Consider the following 21760-nt stretch of genomic DNA (forward strand, 5'->3'; position numbering starts at 1 on the left):
GATGAAGGTTGTGTCGTTATTTGCCGGAGCCGGTGGTTTGGACCTCGGCTTCAAGAACACCTCTGGTTTTGTCCTCACCTGGGCTAATGACAACGACCCAGACGCGGTTCGGACCTACAACACCAACTTCGGGGGTGGCTGCGTCCTCGCAGACATCAGCACCATTGCGTCCTCCGAAATTCCCGACGCCGATATTGTGCTTGGCGGTTTCCCGTGTCAGGGGTTCTCCGTTGCGAACACGGGTCGCCGTTCAGATGACGCCCGCAACGCGTTGTATCTGCAAATGCTTCGCGTGATTGAGGCGAAGAGACCTCTCGCCTTCGTCGCCGAGAACGTCAAAGGCCTGACTTATATGGAAGACGGCGAAGTGCTTCGCCGAATTGTTCAGGATTTCGAGCTCGCCGGCTACGACGTCGTTTGGAAAATTCTGAACGCTGCTGACTACGGTGTCCCCCAGCGCCGAGAACGAGTGTTCATCGTCGGCCTTCGGAAGGATTTGAGGGCGCAGTTCCGATATCCGGAACCCACACACAGTAACGAGCGCGACACAGGACTGCCGCAGTGGGTCTCCGTAGGACAAGCGCTGATGCCGCTGCCAGACCCAGACCTGCATCACACTCTCTCGAACCACACTTACTCGAAGTACAAATTGCGCTTCAACGGCTACCTCGGTCACCGCATGATTGACCCGGACAAACCAGCGCCGACGATCACGGCGCGTGGAGACAATCGCGGGGGCGTCGTCGTACTGCATCATCCGTCGAACGAACGGCGAATGTCTGTCAGAGAACTAGCGACCGTCCAATCGTTCCCCCTGGATTTCTTTTTCGATTGCAATCAGTCAGCCGCATATCGACTCATCGGGAACGCAGTAGCCCCGCGAGTCGCTGAGGCGGTTGCGACCGCCCTCAGAAGTGCACTCCTCGCAGCCGGATCGACGTTCGCGGAAGGAGTAAGCGTTGAGGCTCGCGAACGGAGCTGATCCTCGTCGCCCTCCATTCGCCGGCTTCAAGTGGCAGTGGGCGACTCTTCAGCCGACTGAGGGCCTCAACGACCCTGCCGTCTTTAAAGGTGTTCTCGGCGCGCTCGCAAACAACGAAGGCAAGCACCCGAGCGACCTTAACTTATTGGCGGATCTCGAAAGAGTGCAGGACGAGGTCGACACAAATGTGAGTCTCGCAAGGCAAGCAGACCGCAACTTGATAAGGAACTCGGGTCAGTACTGGAAGTTTGCGGGAGTTCTCGCCGATACCAGCCCGATCCGACTCACAACACTCGGCCGGGCGTATGCGCGTAAGGATCTGACTGCGCTTCAATTTGCGACTCAAGTTGTACTGGAACGCGAATTGCCGAGTGTGTTTCAACCCGCTCGTGTTCAGCGCTCCTGGGCCGCGGCAGGTTTGAGCGTGCGTCCTCTACTTCTGCTTCTGCAGATTGCTGCATCATTGCAGACAACTAGCCGTGACGAGGGCTACCTCACGTTGGATGAAGCTGTGCTGATCATTCAGCCGCTTTCCGGGCACAAGGCAGAGCTACAGGAATATGCAGACGCCATTCTCGACTTCCGGGCCGGGGAGTTGGAACCTGACAAATGGGAGTCTCCCCTCAACGGAGCGAACGATCGACGCATGGCCAACGAGTTCTTTCTGTTCCTCGCGAACTACGGTTTCATGACTTTACGGTTCGAGGGCTCGCAGAAGAGATACTGGCTGTCCACGGAAGGTGCGTTAGTCCCGTCGGCATCGACCGTTCGCCCGGCATTTGCGCCCGTGCATGAAGCTGAAGTTGATGACTTGGTGGGGGAGATTGACCGCGCGCGCCAGCTTGTCTCGATACTTTCACGTCCGGGTCAAGCCAAGTTTCGACGTGATGTGCTCAAAGCGAGTTCCGGCGTGTGCTTGGTGACGGGCACTAAGACGACCTCGGTTTTGGAGGCGGCGCATATTCGTCCCGTGTCGAGAGGGGGTACGGACGACAAATCGAACGGGCTTTGTCTCAGATCCGACGTACACACACTTTTTGACTCGGGCAACCTATCTATCTGGAGTGACGGCACTCTGCGGATGGCGCGGTCTACCGCACTCGACCCCACATACGCCACCCTGCCGGAGTCAGTCGAGCTGCCGACGTACGTCAGTCGCTCATCTCTAAGGTGGAGATGGAACTATGAGTGATCAACCCTCAATTTCGCAGGGCACCCATCGGCGAGGGAGATTCTGCGGATCGACTAGGCCCAGGGTCGACGTTGCGGATAGAGAATTGAAGTGAGCCGCGTTGCGGTTTCTCAATTCGGAGAAGTGGTGCCTACCAAGAGGCGCTTCGCCGTAGTGCATTCTCTGCCAGGAGAGAGGACGTCGTTGCGATACACCTACCGAGGGTTCGGTCGCGGTCGACGGTGATGCCGTGACGAACCCCGGTGCGTCGCGGGGCGTCGTGTTTCAGGACTACGGGCTGTTTCCGTGGCTGAGCGTGCGCGAGAACGTGATGTGCGGGCCGTAGCAGCGTAAATCTGCTCGAGCGAACGCGGGCACGATCGCCGACAGGCTCATCGACGTCGTCAGGCTCGGGCGCGTGGCGGGCAATTATCCGCACGAACTCTCGGGCGGAATGCAGCAGCGCGTGGCCATCGCGCGCGTGCTCGCGAACGAGCCCTCGGTGCTGCTCATGGACGAACCGTTCGGAGCGCTCGACGCCCTCACCCGGTCGAGTCTGCAGGTGGAGCTGTCACGCATCCACAAGACGACGGGCACCACCGTGATCTTCGTGACGCACAGCATCGAAGAGGCCGTGTTTCTCGCCGACCGGGTTGTCGTGATGATCGGCGGAGCGTCGCGCGGCATCCTGGGGTACGTGAAAGAGATCGTGAAGGTGCCGCGCGAGCTCGAGCGCGATGTGAACTCGCCTGCGTTCAACGAGATCAAGAAGCAGATCTCCGACCTGGTGCATGGGGACGACGCGAGCTGAGGGTTCTGGGGTCTGCGTACTTCCTCGCTATGCGCGGCAGACACGTTCCATCCTGCGGGCCGGCGAGTTTTGGGTGGACGAATAACGGGTGTCTCGACACAGTCGACTCGGTTTCGAGAGCTCCAAGAAGACTAAGGGGAATTGGCCTAAGCGACCGGCACGGACGCGGTCCAAGTTGCCGAAAAGTCGTCGGGACTGGCTCCGTCAAGATTGACGGTGCCGCCAAAGGGTGCACCTTCGAATACGACGACGATGTACCCTGCCGACCCCGCTGCGATCTCGTCCGGCTGAGATGCGTATGCAGCGCTGTATGTGATTCCGTCCGAGGCGGAGTACGTCGCGCTGTAGCTGTAGGGCGCTGTCGCCCGTTCGTTCGCTGCGACCTTGATAACGACGAACAGGTTTCCGCTATTTGCTCTATAGGCCGACGTGAGGTCGATCGTATTTCCACCGCTTTGCCCAGACCAGGGTTGAGTCCACAGAGCTTCAGCGACAGGCCCGGATTTGCCGGCCCATCCAGTAACAAGCCCCTCGTCATCGAAGGTGAAGTCACTGAGGTTGTACGGTTCGGAATCGCCTTCGACGACCGTCACTAAACCGTCGTCGAAGCTCAATGTTGGCAGTGTTGTGAGGTCATCCTGACCATCGCCGTTGGCGTTGTAGCCCGTGTTCATAGCTCGTTGATGTGACACGTACCGTTCCGCTGCGGAACCGGGCGATGCGTGCTGAGCAGCTTCGTCGTAACGTCCCTGGAACGCTGCACCTACGAAAGCTTCGATGGTCGCGAACTGTTCAGCGCCCGGGTCTGGAGTCGGGGCAGTCGTGGCTGCGGCGCTTTCCGATGATTCACGAGTCGCCGGTGCGGCGGTGCAGCCAGTCAAGACAATGGTAAGGGCGAGAACAACGGCGGGGGCGACGGTGGCTGTGCGCACAAGGGGCCTCTCTTGGGGTCAACGACATGTAGGACTTCAGAGCCCACTCGCCGGACTCGGCTTTACTGATGCAGAAATGGCTTGCCGGGCGTGTTCGCATATGCGTACTTGCGGCAGGCGATTGGGTTCACAATACCCGGGGTCCCCCAAGATGCGGACAGAATCAGTCCCCCAGTTTGAGGGGCCAGCGCGGGTACGACGACGCGAAAGTCCAGGTTCGTGCTTCCGTTGCTCATACTCTTGAGAGTTGGTATCGCCCTTGCTTTTTCCCGGCAGGTGGTGTCACGTAACTTAAGCGTGTCAAAACTTGTTGGCGGTCTCAATGTGTTTCGTGATGCATCACCTCCGTGTGGGGTCATTTGAACGCCATTGCTAGTTATGCGCTTTAGTTCGGCCGCGTCATCGTTGCGCGGTGTTCGACCAGGTGACGAACGGGGCGCTCCTGGGCCGGTCAGCGCAGCTGCAGACACGGGGCGCCCCGAGATAGCAGGCAACAGATTCATAAAGGGCGCCCGTACCTTCGGCCCCGATGCTGAGCGGGCGATGACTGTCCTCCCCGTGCACGTACGCCTTCACCAGGCAAGTCGCCAAGGCGACCGGCGGGGTGGACGTGCTGGAGCTTCGGGCTCGGAACCTGTCCCGGGGTTGGGTCGGGTCGAGTGTTTCCACCGCAGCGCGCGCTCAGCGTTGTCATGGTCGAAGTCGAAGTCTGCAGAGCATCCGCCTGGAGAAGCGCAGTCGAGTCGTCTTCGCCGACTCGACTGCGTGGGCGAGAACGTCTTGCAAATGCCATTCGCGGCACAACCACGGGGTGGTCCATAGGGTGGGGATTGAGCGACTTGAGGTCGTGGATCGATGCTTCGCGGTCGTCGTCGCGGTGGACGGCGGCCAGAGGGCGTAGTCGGACGCCTTCGTCATGCCGCTATTCACATGGTGCGGTGACCCATTGAGTACCTTTCTGGCGCGCCAAATGGGCCAGCGCAGGAGCTTCAGCCCCGCGTCGCAAGGCGAGACAGTAACTCGGCGAGCGTGTTCCGCTCGTCCGGTGACAGAGGCGACAGCAATTCTTCTTCGGTCGCGAGATGGTCGGGCAGCACGGCATCGACGAGCTTGCGACCGGCGGCAGTGAGCTGCACGAACTTGCCGCGCCCGTCGTCGGGGTTGGGCTCGCGGGTCACGAGCCCGAGGCTGTCGAGGCGGTTCAATCGCTGGGCGACGGCGCTCGTGGTGATCATGCTGTTCGCGGCGAGCTCGGCGGGGGTGATCCGGTAGGGCGCGCCCTGGCGCGCCAGGGTTGCCAGCACATCGAACGTCGCCGCGTCGATGCCGTGGGTCGCGAAGGTGGCGGCCAGTCGCGCGTCCACGATTGCGGACGCACGGCTCAGGCGTCCGATCACCACCATGGGGGAGGGGTCCAGGTCGGGTCGCTCTACCCGCCACTGCTCGACTATTCGATCGACTGCATCCATCCCACCATCATATCGCTAAGTACTTAGGTAGTATTGCTAAGTGCTTAGCAAATACTGGTCGGTTCTCATGGTGACGGCGGTCGCGCCCCTGCTGTGGGGAACGACGTACTTCACCTCCACCACTTTTCTCATCAGCGACCACCCGCTCCTCACGGCGACCCTGCGGGCTGTACCCGCGGGGTTGCTGCTGCTGTGCGTCGCGCGACGGATGCCGCAGGGTGCCTGGTGGTGGAAGTCGGCGGTGCTCGGGGCGCTCAACATCGGTGCCTTCTTCGCGTTCCTCTTCGTGGCGGCCGACCGTCTGCCCGGCGGTGTGGCCGCAGTGGTGGGTGGCATCCAACCGCTGCTCGTCGCGATTCTCGCGTCGCGAGTGCTCTCCGAGCGCATGAGCGGCACGGTGATCGCGGCGGGAGCCGGGGGATTCGTCGGTGTCGCGCTCATCGTGCTGCGCTCGCAAGCCGGTCTCGATCTCATCGGTGTCGCAGCGGCAGTAGCTGGAGCGATCTCGATGGCGGTTGGAGTGGTGCTCGCGAAGAAGTGGTCAGACAGGCACCCGCCGATCGCCACCACGGCGTGGCAGCTCATCGCCGGTGGAGTCTTGCTCGCCGCGCTCACGGCCGTCTTCGAGCCTCTGCCTACGAGCGCGCCGTCGCCCACGAACATCGCCGGGTACCTCTATCTCACCCTGGTCGGCACCGCCCTCGCCTACCTCCTATGGTTCCGGGGCATCGCAATGCTGCCGACCCGGATGCCCGCATTCCTCGGCCTGCTCAGCCCGATCGTCGCGCTGCTCATCGGCGGGCTCGCCGCAAGGGAGACCCTCACGTGGGTTCAGGGGGTGGGTGTCGCGCTGGTGTTCGCGTCGGTCGTGACGGTCGTCTCGAGTTCCCGGAGAGCGCGCTGAATCGATTCGACTGGGTTACCCCTTGAAAACGACGATCTCGTTGTTGCCTCTGTCGTAGACGAACTGAAGCGGGGTGCCCTCGGGGTAGGCCTCGCGCAACTCTTCGGGGAAGTCGCTTGGCACAGGGAGAGCGATAGCGGCGGGAAAGACCCCTGCCGCACATGCCCGGAGCAACATCTGACCCGAGTAGGAGTAGCCCGAGTCCGAGACCTCCAGTAGCTCGGGTTGGTAGATGATCATGCACTCGTCGTCCGGGCTGGTTCTGCTGCGTTCTTGCACGACGGCGCGGAGCCCGTAGAAGTCGTCGTAAGCGACCAGGCCCCTGGCTCGAGCGCCGCTCAGTATGGCGGGCGCGTCGTAGTCGGGATCGACCGACAATCGCGCCACCTGGGTAGCGCCGACCTGGAGCGGGTCGGTCTGCACCCGTTGCACGAGCGTGAGCGACACGATCGCCGTGACCGCCACGAGGGCCACGGCGACCGCGATCAGAACCGTTGACCGGCGAGGCGCGAATCGCATCGTGCGCCCCTCCGAGGCTGCTGATTCTGACTGGTGCTCCGGGGAAGGGGCGTGTGCCGTGTCGTCAGGCGGCGACTCGATCCGACTCGCCTCAGTGTCGGGGGCGACGGCATCCGCAGACTCCGACGTTGCCCCACCGCTTTCGAGTTCACGAAGGCGTTGCGCAGCCGTGGGATCCAGGTGGATGTCTGCGGCGGGCCCATAGGCTCTGCGGCGCAGCGCCCGCAGCTCGTCACCGGCGGGGTCGGTCATGGTCTGATTTAACCATTCGCCGCTCGGTGCGGGCTTTTCTGCTACCCCGTCACGACGGCTGCGTGATCGTTGTGGCGAAGACAGGCCCTCCAGGCCCGCCGAGCTCAGCGGCAGGCACGGGGCGCCCGGAGGTCCCGAGCAACAGCGTGATTGCGGGTGCGCGCACTTCCGGTCCGTCGCCGTGCACGAATTCCGTGTCTGTTGCAACCAGGCGCCAGCCGTGGGCGAGCTCTTTTCCTCCGCCGATCTTCACGCTCGTTGTGAGTTGGTAGGTCAACGCTTTCGCGACGTGCTCGGGCGGATAGTCACTGTCGATACCGAGCGGGCGACGGATGTCTTCGCCGTGCACGTACGCCTCCACCAGGCGTGTGGCGAGAGCCACCGGTGGGGTGGACGTGCTCGAACTCACTGCTCGGAACCTGTCGAGGGTGCGTGCCGGATCCGCCGCCCTCTCGCGGGCGACTCCCGCCGCGTTGTCGCGGTCGAAGTCGAAACGGGCAGTCAGCATCCGTTTGATGAAGCCCAGCCGGGTCGTCTTGGCTGAGTCGACGAGGTGGGCGAGAACGTCGTGCACATCCCACCCGGGGCACAGCGACGCGGTGGTCCACCGTGCCGGTTCGAGCGACTCCAGGTCGCGGATCAACGCGCGCCGTTCGGTGTGGACGGCGTTCCAGATGGCGGAGTCGGATGCCTTCGTCATGCCACTAGTCAATCGGTGACCGGGGCCCGGTGGCTACCCGACGGTGACTCCCGACGCGGAACCCCGTCCAGAACGTCAGCACCAACAGGCCGATGATCAGGACGGCGGCGCTCATAACCTGCGGGGTGGAATAGACGTTGAGGCCGGGCGCGAACACATTGGGCGAGAGTGGCGTGGAGCCGAACCATCCGAAGATCACTGGCTGCGACAGCGTCACGACGAGGAGCGCGAGGCCAGCCACCGTGAGAATGACTCCGAAGATAAGGATGAGGCGCATCTGCAATCGAGAGGTCATGGCGACACAGTAGACAGTGCAGACGGTCGGCGTGAGAACTGTGGGGCCCGCCCCTGCGTCTAGAGCATCCCGGTGAGTACGCCGCCGTCGGCCCGGACTGCCGCCCCGTTCGTCGCGGACGAGAGGGGACTCGCGAGGTAGACCGCGAGGTTCGCGATCTCGTCGGGCTCGAGAAAGCGCTCGACCAGCGTGGTGCGGTTTTGTCCAATGATGGCCGCTTTGAGTGCATCCGCTGGCATCCCCTGGGTCTCGGCGATGGACTCGACCGTGGCGGCGACCCCGTCGGAGAAGGTGGGTCCGCCGAGGATCGTGTTGACCGTGACGCCGGTGCCGCGGGTGAGCTTGGCGAGGCCGTTGCTCACCGCGAGCGACGCCGCCTTTGTCGCGCCGTAGTGCAGCATGTCGGCGGGCACATTGACGCCCGACTCGCTTCCGACGAAGACGACGCGGCCCCAGCCGGACTCAAGCATCGCGGGCAGCAACTCGCGCGACAGTCGCACGCCGCTCATCACGTTGACCTCGAAGTAGCGCGCCCAATCGTCGTCGGGGATGTCGGCGAAAGGGGTGACGTCGAAGAGTCCGACGTTGTTGACGAGGATGTCGACGCTGCCGAGCTCGTCGAGCAGACGGCGCACGTCGGCTGCGTTCGCGAAATCGGCGGCGATGCCCGTCACGGTGCTGCCGGGCACCTCGGCCTGGAGCGTCGCGACCGACTGTTGCACGCGCGTCTCGTCACGCCCGTTGATGACCACCGCGGCGCCCTCGCGCAGGAGGGCACGGGCGATCGCGTATCCGATGCCCTGGGTCGACCCGCTGATGAAGGCGCACTTGTCGGTGAGTTGCATGTCCATGGTCGTATCGACCTTTCGTCTTGGTGCCCGAGTTAGTTGCTTGAGCAAGTGACAACCTACGGATGTTTGCTTGCTCAGTCAACTAACGACGTAGGCTGGGGGCATGAGCGATCCCAACGGCCCGCAGCGTCTCACCGGCGAGGATCTCGACGCGTGGGCGTCGCTCGCGACCCTGTTGGAATGGCTGCCGCCCGCACTCGACGCCCCGCTGGTTCGCGGCTTCGATCTGACCCACTTCGAATACGGCATCCTCTTTGCGCTCGCCGATGCGCCGGACCACACGCTGCGCATGAGCGTTCTCGCGGGCTTCGCAAACAGCTCGCTCTCGCGGCTCTCGCGGGCGGTGTCCCGGCTCGAAGGTCGCGGGTGGGCCGAGCGGAGTCGCGACCCCGCGGACGGGCGGTCCACCCTGGCGACGATTACCGCGGCGGGGCTCGAGGTGCTCGAGGCGGCGACTCCGGCGCACGTTCGGTCGGTGAGGGAATTGGTGCTCGACCCGCTGACGAAGGCGCAGCGTGGGCAGTTGCGTGAGATCAGCGTGCGGGTTCAGAAGGCCATTCGCGAGCAGGAGGGTTGGCGGCCGTAGGTCGGCAGGGCGGGCTTCCCTGCGGACTGTGTGGGTGCGGTCGTGGCCGCTTCGCGAACCTGCTCGCGGTTACGGGGGGAAGTTAGAAGGTTTCGCGACGCGACTTAAGCTCGGCTCGCATCGCTTTCCTAACGACGCTGTGTGATTGAACGTCCTTCAATGCTTCCTGATATGAACGGGGCCCGATGTCTGCACGTAGCCAGTTCATGCAATCTTTCGCGTCCGTGAGTCGGTCGCCACTATCTACTTCATCGCACCACTCTTCGACAAGGTCCGCTTCTTCGTAAAACACCACAGTCTGCGCATGGAAGTCGTAGGACGGGACGATGACGCGCGAACTGAAATTGACCCAGCGCTGTAGAAGCAGGTTGACCCCAAGGGGAGAGAGTGCTGCAATCCGCGTAGTTAGCCGATCAGGCGGCACCATATAGAGGTTGTCGAAGTTAGCGGCTTGGTGTTGAGCCTGTGACGTCAGCTCTGGACGCAGGCTAGGGAGCGGCATCAAGTTGAAGTGTCCAGTCGTCCACTCGTCCTCGGAGAGTTCCTTTCGGTTCGTGACCTCTGCGACAAGCACCTGCCAAGCAAGGTCAACTCCGTTGGTTCGCATGGAGCACGGGTGCTGGATGACCATCACGGTCCGGTCCTTTATCTTGCCGGTGCTTCCGGGCAATGCGATGCCGGTAAAAACGTCCCCAGTGAAAACTGGTCGTGAAGCTGAAACCTCATTGCCACGCGCTCGATAAAGGGCATCCCAGTCGGCCTTGCCTCTCGGATGCGGCGATTCGAGGTCCTTGCCCAAGGTCAGCCTTTAGCTCGAATGGAGAAATTGCCATCGCTCGCCTCAAATACTTCGAAGTCTGAACGGTACTGCTCCCGCCAGTCGGGCAGGAACTGGGTGAGGATGCCTTCAGGATCTGTATGACCGCTCGAAAACTCGAATACGAGGTCTGCGCGATTGTCCGCGTACAAATCGATCGGCGTTATTGGAGCTGACGATGACAGGGGAACTTCGAACCAGGAGGCAATCTCCTCGACCATGTAATGGTTGGTGATGATGTCGCACGTGGCTAAGAGGCTTGCGAGCCTCTTGCGGCTTTCGCCGGAGGCCTTCTCTCCTTTCCGCCACTTTTGCACAGCAGGGACGCTGACTCCTACGAGTCGCGCAATATCGCGCCAGGCAAATCCCAGATCGGCAAGCTCGGACAACAATGTGGTCACGCCAGACTTGGCTCGTGCGGCCGTTGCGGCGCGCCACTCGACGTCATGGCTGCGTTGATGCAGGTCGTCATACTGCTGGTGCAGGACCTTTACTTCGTTCCGGCCCCCGCCAACATCCTCCGTGAGACGAGATGCCATTAACTGGGTCTCTGAAAGCGCTGAGGCTGTGATTGAGTCTCCCGCGGTACCAGGCTTGGTCAGCGCTGAGGCTACGGCGGCGTTTGGCACAGTGGCTTCAGTCATGGCGCAGCACTTCCTTCCTAAGTCGATCTGTAATCAAGCTTTCGAAGACTCCTCGAACAGGCTCGTGTAGGGCATCTGTTTGCCCGAGAATCCGATCGACGGTGAATTCCGGGACTTCGTCGTCTGACTGCCAATAACTGTCGATGTCGAGCTTGAACAGCGGCCCGGGAGGCGGCAAGGGACGGCGAAGCTCAGGAGTTGACTGCACGGCGTACGCGTCCTGAGCGCCGTAACGAAGCACCAGTGCGCGATTGTGTGGGCTTGAGAAGACCAAGACGCCTTCATTTGCCGCCGGAATCAAGTTGAGTTCACCACCAATGTGAGTGGGTCCTAGCAGGGCTGAATCTACCCAGTTCATCCAATCTGGCATCGCATTGCCGTTCTCGGCGGGCGCACGGATCTCGTCGACATAGCGTAGGCCGATGCGTTCGACTCCAGCCGGTGGCGCGACGGAGATGCGTGCAACAAGCGCCTGCTCGAGTAGCCCGCGCACGCGTTCATAACTGCCGTACAGGGTCGTTTCGATTACGAGGCTGTTCTGGCGAACGGTTAGCGCAGTTCGCCGGTCACGGGTCGTCCATCGCGGGTGGGTTGCGACCGTCTGCTGCATAGCTGGGACACCGGCGCCAGCCTGGAATTCAACGGACACCTCGTTTATCTCGCCCGGCAGCGGCCACGCCTGTCGCAGAAGTGTTGAAAGCTGATTGATCTGCCTTCGTTCAAGCGGATCGCAGGTTGGGTGGCGAACCTCGACAGCCATCAGGACGATTGGCGGGTTTGCATAAATTTCTCGCGTCGTCACTAGACAATGTTACCGCGATCGCAACCAAAACGGATACCAAAGCGCTACGGAAGTGTCAGCCGTCTGAGATCATCTATCAGTCCGACCGCTTTCCCGCCCGCTGCGGTGGGCTCTAGGCCCTGCATATTTACTTCAGTTTGACCCGGCGCGTGGTCCGTAGCCCGCTGGCATTTTATTGACGTATCGGGCGCGCTTGCGTTTGCTGCTGAGCCAGCCGTTGAGGCGCCAGAACAACACTCCGCAAGGAAGTGCAGATTGACCGCGATGGAGACCGTCAGAGTATGCGGCGAGCCACGATGCGGCGTGACGCGCACGCCCGCTGGTGTAGAGCGAAACGGAAGTTGTCAGGACAAACAGGCTGGTCGCTGCCGCTGTGTAAATCACCACGGCGTCGGCAGGCAGTCCGTCTGCGGAGATCGCCGCGGCGGATGTGATCACAATTGCCACCGTGGCTAACCCCACTGCGCCAACGCCGAGATGGTCCGCTGGCGCGTTCAACGCACGCTCTCTAAGCTCGCTGAGCACCTTCAGCTCAAGTTCGGGTTCGTTCGTAGTCTCGCGTAGGAAGCGGTCGACGTCATAAGTCGTGGGGACGCCACCATTGCCCTTCCGAGGCATGAATGATCGCCACCGCAACGCCTCGGCAGGAGTTCGATTGCGTGCGTTTCTCTTTGGCCAGGTTTGTTGAGTGTCAGGCTCATATTGGATGTGCGTGGTCTTCTTGCGCATGCATTCGAGTAGGCCTATGGGCGTCTCGACAACAACGATGGCGGCACGCTGTTCGTCAGACATCAAGGGTGCGTGGGCGGTGGGTCATGAGAGAAACCTTGCAAGATTGGGTCGCATTCGACCAGGTCTGACGTAATTGGCAGCTCGTATGGGTGGAGGCCACTGTCGAACGAGCGATCTCGCCATGGTACGGGTGGGTCCATCACGCGAATTCGGCCGGCGGTCGAGCCGGTCTTCGGTGCTCGAGACTTTACTGGCGCGCACGGGTCGTATGACTGGCTAGCTCGTGGAGTTCGGCGATGCGGCATGACCAATATGGCGTTGAATGGACGAGATGAGTGGTTTGCGGCCGTCCGCTCAATAGATCCACTTTGAAGGAGCCCTGTGGGCGGTCGACCGGTCCGTTCCGCTAGTCCGCCGCGCCCGCGATCTCACGCAATGCCCGGATGTGCGCATCGAACACGCTGCGCCCGACACCCGTCAGGCTGACCCACGTCATGCGCCGAGCATCCGATCGTGCAGTCGACGCGCTCTTCTTCAGGGCGACGTAGCCGGCCTCGGTGAGGGTTTTGAGGTGCTTGGAGAGTGTCGCGTCGGAGACCTCGAGGGTGTCGCGCAGCACGGCGAAGTCCATGCCGTCGACGCGGCGGAGGAGTCCGCACACGCGGAGCCGCATGGGCGCGTGGATGACCTCGTCGAAGCGCGCCTCAGCCACGGCGGAGCTGGTCGAGGGCCGACCGGTAGGCGATGCCGGAAAGCCAGGTGACGAGCGCGAATGCGGCGAGGCTCGTGAGGGCGACCGCCCACGTGAGCCCGAACGAGACGAAACCGAGCGACACCGAGTAGAGCGCCAGGCACAGCACGAGGATGGCGATGAGGGCGCCGACCGCCTTCGCGCCGATCGCGCGGAACTTCACTCCGAGCTCGCGGCGGATCAAGTAGCCGATCACCAGAACTGCGGCCACGGCCAGCCACGCGGTGTTCGGGGGTTCGTAGTCGGCGCCGGGAGTCGTGGATGCCGCCATCCCGACCCACCAGGCGGCGACACCGCCGAGCGCTGCCGTGAGCACTCGCGGCACCCGTGCGCCCTCGGCGAGAGTGTGGCGGTCGAGTTCGAGGTCGTCGAGATTCGCGGCGGCCTCGGCGGCTGACGGTCGGTTCGAGAAGTCGTTTTCCATGGTGGCAAGTCTAAACAGAGAGTTTCCGATGCGGCAAGTGTTTTGTGTCGGCATCCGTACACTGGGTGGCATGAAGGCCGATTGGATCGAGCACCGACGCGGAACCGACGGCGAATTGCTCGGCTGGATGAAGCCCGTCGGCGAAGGATTTGTGGCGATCGACCTTCTCGGGTGGCCCCGCACCGAGGTCATCGACTGGTTGGTCGGCGAAGAGACCCTCGACGCGCTCGGCATCGGCTACCTCGCCGACCTCTACGAGCTGCGGCTCGAGAACGGCGACTGGTTGCGGGTGCGAGTGGCCGAAGTGACGCCCGAGCGCATCCGGGTGAAGAAAGACGACTGGGGTGCGATCGATGCTCCGCAGATCTACTACACCGTTCCGTTTCCGGTGCCTCGGGATGTTCTGCGCACCCTGCCCTAGCGTCACCCTCTAACGTCGGGTGTCATGACCATTTCACTGATCGACAGCGCTTCGGCCATGGCGCGCATTCTGGGGGCCGCCTCCGACGAGCGTGTGACCCTCGTGCGCGAGATGTGGGCGCCCATGGCGGGGATGTACCACTTCATCCCGGGCGGGGTCGACCTGGCCGACGTGCACCGACAGAACTTCGGTTTCGACTGGGACGACTCGTCCGACCGGCTGCGAGAGGGCCTCGAAACGCTCGAAGCGGCTAACGCTTGGACGCGCATCAGCGACGCCCTCGAGGCGGGCGTCGCAGCGCTCAGGTCGGCCGACCCGGGCGTGACAGTGCCCGACCTGACGGTGCTGCTCGTGCTGGGTGACCCCCGCAACAGGCACTTCGTCGACGAGGTTCAGGGGATGTCGGGGTTCGGCGGCATCAGCGGCTACATCGCGATCACCGTGTGGCCCACTGAACGTGTGCTCGAGCGCCTCGAAGCGATCGCGGTTCATGAGCTGCACCACAACATCCGCTATTCGCCCGGCGGTGTCGTGTGGAACCCGGCCACCGTCACGGTCGGTGAACACGTCGTCTCCGAGGGTCTGGCCGACACCTTCGCCGCAGAACTGTTCGGCGACACCGGCCCCACGCACTTCGTCGACCCGGCGACCCGGCGTAGCGATGAGGTGCTCGCGAAGGTCGCCTCCGGACTCGGTGTGACGGGGATGCAGGATTTCGCAGCGTGGGTGCTCGGCGACGCCACGGCTCGGTTGTTCGGTGGTCAGCCGGTCGGCCTGCCGACCGGAGCGGGATACGCCGCGGGTTCGCGACTCGTCGCCGCCTACCTCGAGGCCAGCGGAACCACCGCGGCGCACGAAGTCCGCACCCCGGCGGCCGAAATCCTTCGGCAGGCCCTGCCCCGACTCGGTCTCACGCCTCCCGGGCAGGCATGACCGCGGCCGACTCCGCGGCAGCCGCCCTCGGACGCGCCGCAGCTGCCCGGTTCGCCGCCACAGCGCGTCGAACACACGTGCGGCCCCTGAACTAGAGCGTCTCGCGGTCAGCGTCGGTGAGCGGCTCGATGGTGAAACAGACCTCGACGCGCTCCTCGCCCAGGACGTAGCGCGGCACCGCGACATCCGGCACCAGGTCACGCTCGATCGTCGAGCGCATGACGTGGTCGAGGATGGCGGCGAAGATGTTCATGCTCGGCACCTCGGCCACGGAGATGACCACTTCGGTGCGAGCAGGCAGCGTCACGAGCGTTGCGTCGGGCGAGAGCATCCGCTCGTCAGCGGCACTGTCGACTGCGACGAAGCAGAACCAATCCGGCCCTGCGGTCGTGCGCGTCTTCGCTCGGTCATCAGCGATCGCGAGCGCGTAGGTGCACCACGGGGCGCTGAGCGGGGTGATGCCCGCAGACGCGAGCTGTGCCGTCAGAGCGTGAGCGGCGTCTTCGACGGGCGACGGAACGACGCTGCCATCGGCCGCCATCGCCTCGCCAGGAACACGGATGCGCACGGCTGTCGACTTGGCGATGTGGCGCTCTGCTCCCGCCGGCCACCCTGCCGCGAGCTCGTGCGCTCGGCTCATCGCGGAGTCCTGCGCCACTCGCTCGAGGTCGAGCTTGCGCTGGTGACGCTCGAGCAGCGCCGCGAGCTCGGTCGGATCGTCGAGCACCGAGCGGATGTCGGCGATGCTCACGTCGGCGTCGCGCAGTGTCGAGATCACGACCGCCCGGTGCACCTGGTCGAACGTGTAGTGACGGTAGCCGTTGTCGGAATCCACCTCCGGCACGAGAAGCCCCTCGGAGTGGTAGTGCCGCAGGGTCTGCGGGGTCATCTGGCTGAGGAGCGCGAACTCGCTGATCGGAATGGGCATGACTTCATCCTGAGGCTTGCAGTAACGGGAGGGTCAAGCGCGGACGCTGGCTTGGTTCTCGCGGCGCCGACGGCCGCGCGCCAGAGTCGAATGTGATTGCTCCTGAGAAGCTGCGTCGAAGCCGCCGACGTCGCTAGGGGGATGGCGCGCGAGCGCGACACAATCAGGGGGTGACCGACGACGCACCGCACGCACCACAGACCCGCAGCGGGCGGTCGCTACTGCGGGTGCTCGCCCTGTTCTGCCTCGGCATCGTCGGCGGAGCTGTGCTCGGGATGCTTGCCGGGGCCGCGCTCGCGGTCGTCGCCGGGTCATGGCAAGACGCGCCTCTCTACATCGTCTTCTCCGGGGCCGCAGGTGCTTTCGTCGCCACGCTCGCGGCCGTCGGGTCGCTCGCGGCGTTGCTGGTCACCGATCGGTGGGATGAGAGGTCTCCGCAGTATCGGATGGTGTCCGCGGGCATCGGGGCTGCGGGGGTGGTTGCCTCAGGGTGCCGGATCTTCATCGGCGCCGAAACCTGGTCGGCCGGGCTGTCGACACCGTTGCTCGTCATCTTCGCGTCGCTTGTCGTCGGCCTCATCGCCGGGCTCGGCCTCGGACTGTTCGAGCGGCAGATGCGCCACCGAGACTTCGTGCGTCAGCTGCGAGCGCTGCAGTCCGGCCTTCCCGAGACGCCCGCCCCGCCGACATCCGTGTGACGGCTGCCTCAGCAGAGTCGGCGTGGTCGAGTTCGTTCTGCTGGGAGAGACTGAGCGGGTGAGCGAACACACGATCGAGGCCGGGCCCGGGTGGTCTCTTCAGCGGGTGGCCGGCCTGTTCTGCCTGGGCATCGCCACCGGGGCAGTTCTCGGGGCGATTGCCGGATACGCCCTGATGCTCATCACCTGGTCCCTGGCGTATTTCATCATCGTCATCATCGTTGCGGGCGCCACCGGGGCGGTCATCGCGACAGTCGCGGGGGTCGGCTCGATCGTCGGACTGCTCGTCGCCGACCGATGGGGAGAGAAGCCTCCCCGATACCGGATGATCGCCGCAGGCGTCGGTGCAGCGATCACCTTGGCCGCCACGACGTGCCTGCTTGTTCTCTCGAGCGACTGGGCCGAGAGCCCCGAATCGCTTCTGCTGATCCCTTTCGTCGCCCTCATCGGCGGGTTCGCGGCCGCGTTCGGGATCGGGCTGTTCGAGCAGCGCATGCGCGTGCGTGACTCGACACGTCTGCGCCAGCATCCGCGTTAGTGCCGAACCCTGCCGGGTGCGCTGACGCCCGCCATTGCGAACAGCGGGCCGCGGCGGCAGATGCGACCGCAGCGGCGACCGCAACCACGACCACGATCCGATCGGACCGCGATAGTAGGGTGCCGAGCCACGCCACCCGGCAGTGTGGATGACGAAGGGAGAGCCGTGATCGCTGCACTGAACCAGCTCATCGACCAGATCGAGGATCGTCTCGCCGACGACGTCGACGTGGCCGAACTGGTGGCCGGGCTCGGCACGACCGAGTACCACGTGCGCCGGATGTTCTCGTCGCTCGCGGGGATGCCGCTGTCGGAATACGTCCGCCGGCGCAGGATGACCGTGGCGGCAGCAGACGTGGTCGCGGGCGACACCCTGCTGAGCGTCGCTGCCCGATACGGCTACGGCTCGGCCGAAGCGTTCGGTCGGGCCTTCCGCTCGGTGCACGGCGTCGGCCCCGCCGAGGTTCGTAGAGATGGCGGCCCCCTTCGATCGCAATCGCAGCTCAGGGTTCGCCTGACAGTAGAAGGGAACACGAGCATGGACACTCGAATCACCGAACGCCCGGCATTCCGCCTCATCGGACACGCGGCCCGGGTTCCGCTCATCCACGAGGGCATCAACCCCCACATCCAGGCGCACATCACGTCGCTGCCCGCGACGGAGCACGCCAGGCTCACAGCTCTGAGCAACACCGAGCCGCCGGGACTGCTCCAGGTGAGCGCCGACGTCGACCCGGACTACACGGAGGGCAGCGAACTGACCTATCTGCACGGCGTTGCTGTCGACGAGGCGACGCCGGTCGCCGACGACCTCGACACGATCGACCTGCCGGCCGGCACGTGGGCGGTGTTCCGCACCGAGGGTGAGCACCCGGGCGCGCTGCAATCGGCGTGGGCGGCCACGGCCACGGAATGGTTTCCGTCCAACCCCTGGCAGCTTCGCCCGGGCCCCTCGATCGTCGCGGTGCTCGACCGCTCCGACGACTTCAGCACCGCCACGTGCGAACTGTGGCTTCCCGTGGAACGCGCCTGATCGCACCGGCACGCCGCTGTCGCCCGCACGGGATACGGTGCAGACATCCGGCCCGCGCTTCATGAGCGCCACTCCCCGAAAGGCGCCATGTACTTTCTCGACGGCAGCGTGATCACGAGCGCGAGCGACCTCAGCGCCGCCTCGGCGTGCGAGTTCGCGTTCGCGCGCGGCATCGACGTGAAGCTCGGGCGCATCGACGCCGTCGACACGGTGCCCGACGAGATGCTCGCCCGCACCGGCGCCCTCGGCGACGTGCACGAACAGCGGGTGCTCGATGCGCTTCGGGAGAAGTTCGGAGCGGGAGTCGTCGAGATCGAGAGGCCGGATGTGCGCGACCGCGCGTCGCTCGCCGAGGCGGTGGCCCAGACCACGGCGGCCTTCGCGGGCGGGGCCGACGTCGTGTTCCAGGCCACCTTCTTCGACGGCAGCTTCGTCGGGTTCGCCGACTTCATCGTGCGCACCGCCGACGGCAGCTACGAAGTGCAAGACACCAAGCTCGCCCGCTCGGCGAAAGTGACCGCGCTGCTGCAACTGGCCGCGTATTGGGAGCAGCTCGGGGCACTCGGCATCCGACGGTCGGACACGGTGTCGGTGCTGCTCGGAGACGGCTCCACGAGCGCGCACCAGATTCGCGACATCCTCCCCGTGTATCGCCATCGGCGGGAGCGACTGGGGGAGCTCATCGCGTCGCGGATCGGTTCTGGTGCGGATGCCGGTGCGAATGCGGGTGCTGGTGCTGGTGCTGGTGCTGGTGCGGCGGACCTCGAGCCGGTGCAGTGGGGCGACCCGCGCTACACCGCGTGCGGGCACTGCGACACGTGCTCCGCCGAGATCGCCGCCCACCGCGACGTGCTGCTCGTCGCCGGACTCCGCCTGACCCAGCGCGCACGGCTCAACGCTGCGGGGGTGCTCACGATCGAGCAACTCGCGGAACGCACGCATCCGGTCGCCGACATGTCGGCCTCGACCCTCGCCGCGTTGCGCGACCAGGCTGCGGTGCAGCTCGAGTCCACCCCCGACCGCCCCGCCTGGCGCGTGCTCGACCGCAGCAGGCTCGACGGGCTGCCCGAACCCGATGCCGGCGACATCTTCTTCGACTTCGAAGGTGATCCGCTGCACCAGGAGGGCGACAGTGCGCGGCCGGTGTGGGGCCTCGACTACCTGTTCGGCCTCGTCGAACCGGATGAGACGTTCCGCGCGTTCTGGGCCCACGACCTCGCTCAAGAGCGCCGGGCGCTCATCGAGTTTCTCGACTACGTCACCGCCCGCCGCGCCGCCCACCCGGGCATGCACATCTACCACTACGCCGCCTACGAACGCACCCACCTGTTGAGCCTCGCCGCGCGCCACGGGGTGGGGGAGGAGACGGTCGACGACCTCCTGCGCAACAACGTGCTCGTCGACCTCTATCCCGTCGTGCGGCAGGGTCTCCGCATCGGAAGCCCGAGTTACTCCCTGAAGAAACTCGAGCCCCTCTATATGGGATCGCTCGAACGCTCGGGTGTCGCGAACGCTGCCGACTCGATCAGCGAATACGTGCGGTATCGCGACCTGCTCGACGCGGGGGAGGCGGATGCGGCGGCAACCGTATTGGCAGACATCGAGCGCTACAACACCTACGACTGCATCTCCACACTGCGGTTGCGCGACTGGCTGCGGGCGGTCGCGCGCGGTCTCGGCTCCGACGCCGCCATCGCCACCACCGCCGCGGCCGAGCTGCCCCTCGAGGTGCCGGTGCGGGAGCCCGACCCCGTCTACCTCGCGCTCGAAGCCCTTCTCGCCGACATCCCCCTCGCCGACCGCACCGCCGACGACACGGCTCTCGCGCTCGCCGCGGCCGCGATCGACTACCACCGCCGCGAGGCGAAGAGTTTCTGGTGGGAGCACTTCACGCGTCTGAGCAGCCCGGTGGACGAGTGGTCGGACACCCGCGGTGTGGTTGTGATCGACCGTATCGACGTCGAGCGCGACTGGTTTCGCGAGGGCAGACAGCGACAGGATCGACGCCACCTGCGGGTGACCGGAACCATCGCGCCCGGCAGCGCACTCCGCGCCGGCGACAGCCAGTTCTTCGTGCTCTACGACGCGCCGCTGCCGCCCATCCGACCGAGCACGACGCCCGGAGCGCGCACCGCACACAACCGCACGGCGATCGTCGAGGTGCTGAGTGCGACGAGCTTCATTCTCGAGGAGAAGCTCGAGCAGGGCGCCCCGCCCTACGCCGAGCTGCCGATGGCGATCACCCCCGCGCCGAGCCCCAACCCCGGAACGCAGGTGTCAGCTATCGCCGAGTGGGGGCAGCGAGTGCTGGATGCCGCTCCGGGCATATTGGCCGACCCCGCGATGGACATCCTGCGGCGCACACCGCCGCGGGCGGCTGGAGCGGCGGATGCGATCATCCGCCGCCCCTCCACTGTCGACGCCATTCGCGACACCCTGCTCGGTCTCGACCGCTCCTACCTCGCCGTGCAGGGCCCGCCCGGAACGGGCAAGACCTACACGGGTTCGCGCGTGATCGCCGACCTCGTCGTGAACCACGGCTGGCGCGTCGGCGTGGTCGCGCAGTCGCACGCGGCCGTCGAGAACATGCTGCGCGGCGTCGTGAAGGCCGGACTCGATCCCGCCCGCGTCGCCAAGAAGCCGAAGAAGGGCGACGAGTCGATCGAGGTCGAGTGGAGCGGTTCGCCCACCGCGCTGCCCGACGGCGGGTTCGTGCTCGGCGGCACCGCGTGGACCTTCAGCAACGAGAACACCGTGCCTCGGGCATCCCTCGACCTGCTCGTCGTCGACGAGGCCGGGCAGTTCTCGCTCGCGAGCACCATCGCCGCATCGGTCGCGGCGTCGCGGTTGCTGCTCTTGGGCGACCCGCAGCAGCTGCCCCAGGTGAGCCAGGGCACGCACCCCGAGCCTGTGGACGAGTCCGCCCTCGGGTGGCTGTCGGCAGGAGAAGACGTCCTGCCCGCCGAATACGGCTTCTTTCTCGACACGAGCTGGCGGATGCATCCGGCCCTCTGTTCGCGCGTCTCCGACCTGTCGTACCTCGGCCGGCTCACATCACACGCCTCCGATCGGCGCCTGGCCGGCGTCGAACCGGGGCTGCACGCGGTGCCGCTCGAGCACGGCGGCAACTCGACATCCTCACCCGAAGAGGCCGACGCGGTGGTCGCGCGCGTGCAGTCGGTGCTCGGGCTGTCGTGGGAGGAGGGCGGGATGTCGCGCCCGCTCGTCGAGACCGAAGTGATCGTCGTGGCGCCGTACAACGCCCACGTCGAACTGGTGAGCGCTCGGCTTGCGGCGGCGGGGCTCGGGGCGGTTCCGGTCGGAACGGTCGACAAGTTCCAGGGTCGGGAGGCGGCGATCGCCATCGTGTCGCTCGCGGCGTCGTCGGCGCACGACGTGCCGCGCGGGCTCGAGTTTCTGCTGCTCGCCAACCGGCTCAACGTCGCCATCTCGCGGGCGCAGTGGGCGGCCTACCTCATCTACTCGCCCGGGCTGACGGACCATCTGCCGACGAACGTGGCGGGGCTCGCGCAGCTGAGCGCATTCATCCGGCTGGTGGAGGGGTAGT

24 protein-coding genes are annotated in these 21760 nt (G+C 64.9%); 11 read left to right on the forward strand and 13 right to left on the reverse strand.

The window, feature by feature from the left end; translation table 11 throughout:
* The first annotated feature begins 1 nt into the window (after window position 1).
* From ACLHIH_RS12255 to ACLHIH_RS12265, 3 genes are all read left to right on the forward strand, one after another.
* Complete coding sequence (locus ACLHIH_RS12255) at window positions 2-982, forward strand: DNA cytosine methyltransferase (RefSeq protein WP_411317103.1); 981 nt, start codon at window positions 2-4, stop codon at window positions 980-982.
* Window positions 960-2174, forward strand: a complete 1215-nt coding sequence (locus tag ACLHIH_RS12260) for an HNH endonuclease (protein WP_411317104.1) — start codon at window positions 960-962, stop codon at window positions 2172-2174. Before ACLHIH_RS12255 ends, ACLHIH_RS12260 begins: the two co-directional genes overlap by 23 nt.
* Window positions 2175-2571: 397 nt before the next feature.
* The gene (locus tag ACLHIH_RS12265; protein WP_411317105.1) at window positions 2572-2964 is read left to right on the forward strand and encodes an ATP-binding cassette domain-containing protein; all 393 of its coding nucleotides are present in this window, start codon (window positions 2572-2574) and stop codon (window positions 2962-2964) included.
* A 146-nt stretch (window positions 2965-3110) separates the two neighbouring features.
* Here the strand turns inward: ACLHIH_RS12265 and ACLHIH_RS12270 are convergent, their stop codons facing one another.
* A complete protein-coding gene (locus ACLHIH_RS12270; RefSeq protein ID WP_411317106.1) occupies window positions 3111-3896 on the reverse strand; it encodes a hypothetical protein in 786 nt (261 codons plus the stop codon).
* 989 nt (window positions 3897-4885) lie between these two features.
* Window positions 4886-5365, reverse strand: a complete 480-nt coding sequence (locus ACLHIH_RS12275) for a MarR family winged helix-turn-helix transcriptional regulator (protein WP_411317107.1) — start codon at window positions 5363-5365, stop codon at window positions 4886-4888.
* Window positions 5366-5405: 40 nt separating this feature from the next.
* On the opposite strand from ACLHIH_RS12275, the gene ACLHIH_RS12280 reads away from it, so the two are divergent.
* Window positions 5406-6269, forward strand: a complete 864-nt coding sequence (locus tag ACLHIH_RS12280; protein WP_411317108.1) for an EamA family transporter — start codon at window positions 5406-5408, stop codon at window positions 6267-6269.
* A gap of 15 nt (window positions 6270-6284) precedes the next feature.
* On the opposite strand, the gene ACLHIH_RS12285 is transcribed toward ACLHIH_RS12280, so the two are convergent.
* The 4 genes from ACLHIH_RS12285 to ACLHIH_RS12300 form a co-directional block, all read right to left on the reverse strand.
* Window positions 6285-6788 (reverse strand): hypothetical protein, encoded by a 504-nt coding sequence (locus tag ACLHIH_RS12285; protein ID WP_411317109.1) that lies wholly within the window; start codon window positions 6786-6788, stop codon window positions 6285-6287.
* A gap of 301 nt (window positions 6789-7089) precedes the next feature.
* Window positions 7090-7740, reverse strand: a complete 651-nt coding sequence (locus ACLHIH_RS12290) for a maleylpyruvate isomerase family mycothiol-dependent enzyme (RefSeq protein ID WP_411317110.1) — start codon at window positions 7738-7740, stop codon at window positions 7090-7092.
* Between the two features lie 4 nt (window positions 7741-7744).
* Window positions 7745-8035, reverse strand: a complete 291-nt coding sequence (locus tag ACLHIH_RS12295) for a hypothetical protein (RefSeq protein ID WP_411317111.1) — start codon at window positions 8033-8035, stop codon at window positions 7745-7747.
* 59 nt (window positions 8036-8094) lie between these two features.
* Window positions 8095-8886 (reverse strand): SDR family NAD(P)-dependent oxidoreductase, encoded by a 792-nt coding sequence (locus ACLHIH_RS12300; protein WP_411317112.1) that lies wholly within the window; start codon window positions 8884-8886, stop codon window positions 8095-8097.
* 103 nt (window positions 8887-8989) lie between these two features.
* Here ACLHIH_RS12300 and ACLHIH_RS12305 point away from each other — a divergent pair, with 103 nt between their 5' ends.
* Window positions 8990-9472 carry a MarR family winged helix-turn-helix transcriptional regulator gene (locus ACLHIH_RS12305; protein ID WP_411317113.1) on the forward strand — a complete coding sequence of 161 codons (483 nt, stop codon included), beginning with the start codon at window positions 8990-8992 and terminating at the stop codon, window positions 9470-9472.
* 82 nt (window positions 9473-9554) lie between these two features.
* On the opposite strand, the gene ACLHIH_RS12310 is transcribed toward ACLHIH_RS12305, so the two are convergent.
* From ACLHIH_RS12310 to ACLHIH_RS12335, 6 genes are all read right to left on the reverse strand, one after another.
* Window positions 9555-10271 (reverse strand): hypothetical protein, encoded by a 717-nt coding sequence (locus tag ACLHIH_RS12310; protein WP_411317114.1) that lies wholly within the window; start codon window positions 10269-10271, stop codon window positions 9555-9557.
* A 2-nt stretch (window positions 10272-10273) separates the two neighbouring features.
* On the reverse strand, window positions 10274-10933 hold the full coding sequence (locus tag ACLHIH_RS12315) for a hypothetical protein (protein WP_411317115.1): 660 nt from the start codon (window positions 10931-10933) through the stop codon (window positions 10274-10276).
* Entirely contained in the window at window positions 10926-11735 is an 810-nt protein-coding gene (locus tag ACLHIH_RS12320; RefSeq protein ID WP_411317116.1) for a TIGR04255 family protein, read from the reverse strand. The genes ACLHIH_RS12315 and ACLHIH_RS12320 overlap by 8 nt, the downstream gene beginning before the upstream one ends.
* 132 nt (window positions 11736-11867) lie before the next feature.
* The gene (locus tag ACLHIH_RS12325) at window positions 11868-12527 is read right to left on the reverse strand and encodes a hypothetical protein (RefSeq protein ID WP_411317117.1); all 660 of its coding nucleotides are present in this window, start codon (window positions 12525-12527) and stop codon (window positions 11868-11870) included.
* 346 nt (window positions 12528-12873) lie between these two features.
* The gene (locus ACLHIH_RS12330; protein WP_411317118.1) at window positions 12874-13179 is read right to left on the reverse strand and encodes a transcriptional regulator; all 306 of its coding nucleotides are present in this window, start codon (window positions 13177-13179) and stop codon (window positions 12874-12876) included.
* The gene (locus ACLHIH_RS12335; RefSeq protein WP_411317119.1) at window positions 13172-13642 is read right to left on the reverse strand and encodes a hypothetical protein; all 471 of its coding nucleotides are present in this window, start codon (window positions 13640-13642) and stop codon (window positions 13172-13174) included. Before ACLHIH_RS12335 ends, ACLHIH_RS12330 begins: the two co-directional genes overlap by 8 nt.
* A 70-nt stretch (window positions 13643-13712) precedes the next feature.
* Here ACLHIH_RS12335 and ACLHIH_RS12340 point away from each other — a divergent pair, with 70 nt between their 5' ends.
* Window positions 13713-14063: a hypothetical protein gene (locus ACLHIH_RS12340; RefSeq protein WP_411317120.1), complete on the forward strand. Its 351-nt coding sequence runs from the start codon at window positions 13713-13715 to the stop codon at window positions 14061-14063.
* A gap of 24 nt (window positions 14064-14087) precedes the next feature.
* On the forward strand, window positions 14088-14996 hold the full coding sequence (locus ACLHIH_RS12345; protein ID WP_411317121.1) for a DUF2268 domain-containing protein: 909 nt from the start codon (window positions 14088-14090) through the stop codon (window positions 14994-14996).
* 91 nt (window positions 14997-15087) lie between these two features.
* Here the strand turns inward: ACLHIH_RS12345 and ACLHIH_RS12350 are convergent, their stop codons facing one another.
* Window positions 15088-15924, reverse strand: a complete 837-nt coding sequence (locus ACLHIH_RS12350; protein ID WP_411317122.1) for a MerR family transcriptional regulator — start codon at window positions 15922-15924, stop codon at window positions 15088-15090.
* Between the two features lie 170 nt (window positions 15925-16094).
* Here ACLHIH_RS12350 and ACLHIH_RS12355 point away from each other — a divergent pair, with 170 nt between their 5' ends.
* The 4 genes from ACLHIH_RS12355 (at window position 16095) to ACLHIH_RS12370 (ending at window position 21759) form a co-directional block, all read left to right on the forward strand.
* The gene (locus tag ACLHIH_RS12355; RefSeq protein WP_411317123.1) at window positions 16095-16622 is read left to right on the forward strand and encodes a hypothetical protein; all 528 of its coding nucleotides are present in this window, start codon (window positions 16095-16097) and stop codon (window positions 16620-16622) included.
* 58 nt (window positions 16623-16680) lie between these two features.
* A complete protein-coding gene (locus ACLHIH_RS12360; RefSeq protein WP_411317124.1) occupies window positions 16681-17160 on the forward strand; it encodes a hypothetical protein in 480 nt (159 codons plus the stop codon).
* A 165-nt stretch (window positions 17161-17325) separates the two neighbouring features.
* Complete coding sequence (locus ACLHIH_RS12365; protein ID WP_411317125.1) at window positions 17326-18192, forward strand: GyrI-like domain-containing protein; 867 nt, start codon at window positions 17326-17328, stop codon at window positions 18190-18192.
* 87 nt (window positions 18193-18279) lie between these two features.
* Complete coding sequence (locus ACLHIH_RS12370) at window positions 18280-21759, forward strand: TM0106 family RecB-like putative nuclease (RefSeq protein WP_411317126.1); 3480 nt, start codon at window positions 18280-18282, stop codon at window positions 21757-21759.
* Window position 21760: the final 1 nt, after the last annotated feature.

It is taken from the genome of Marisediminicola sp. LYQ134, assembly GCF_046599635.1.
Lineage (GTDB): Bacteria > Actinomycetota > Actinomycetes > Actinomycetales > Microbacteriaceae > Marisediminicola.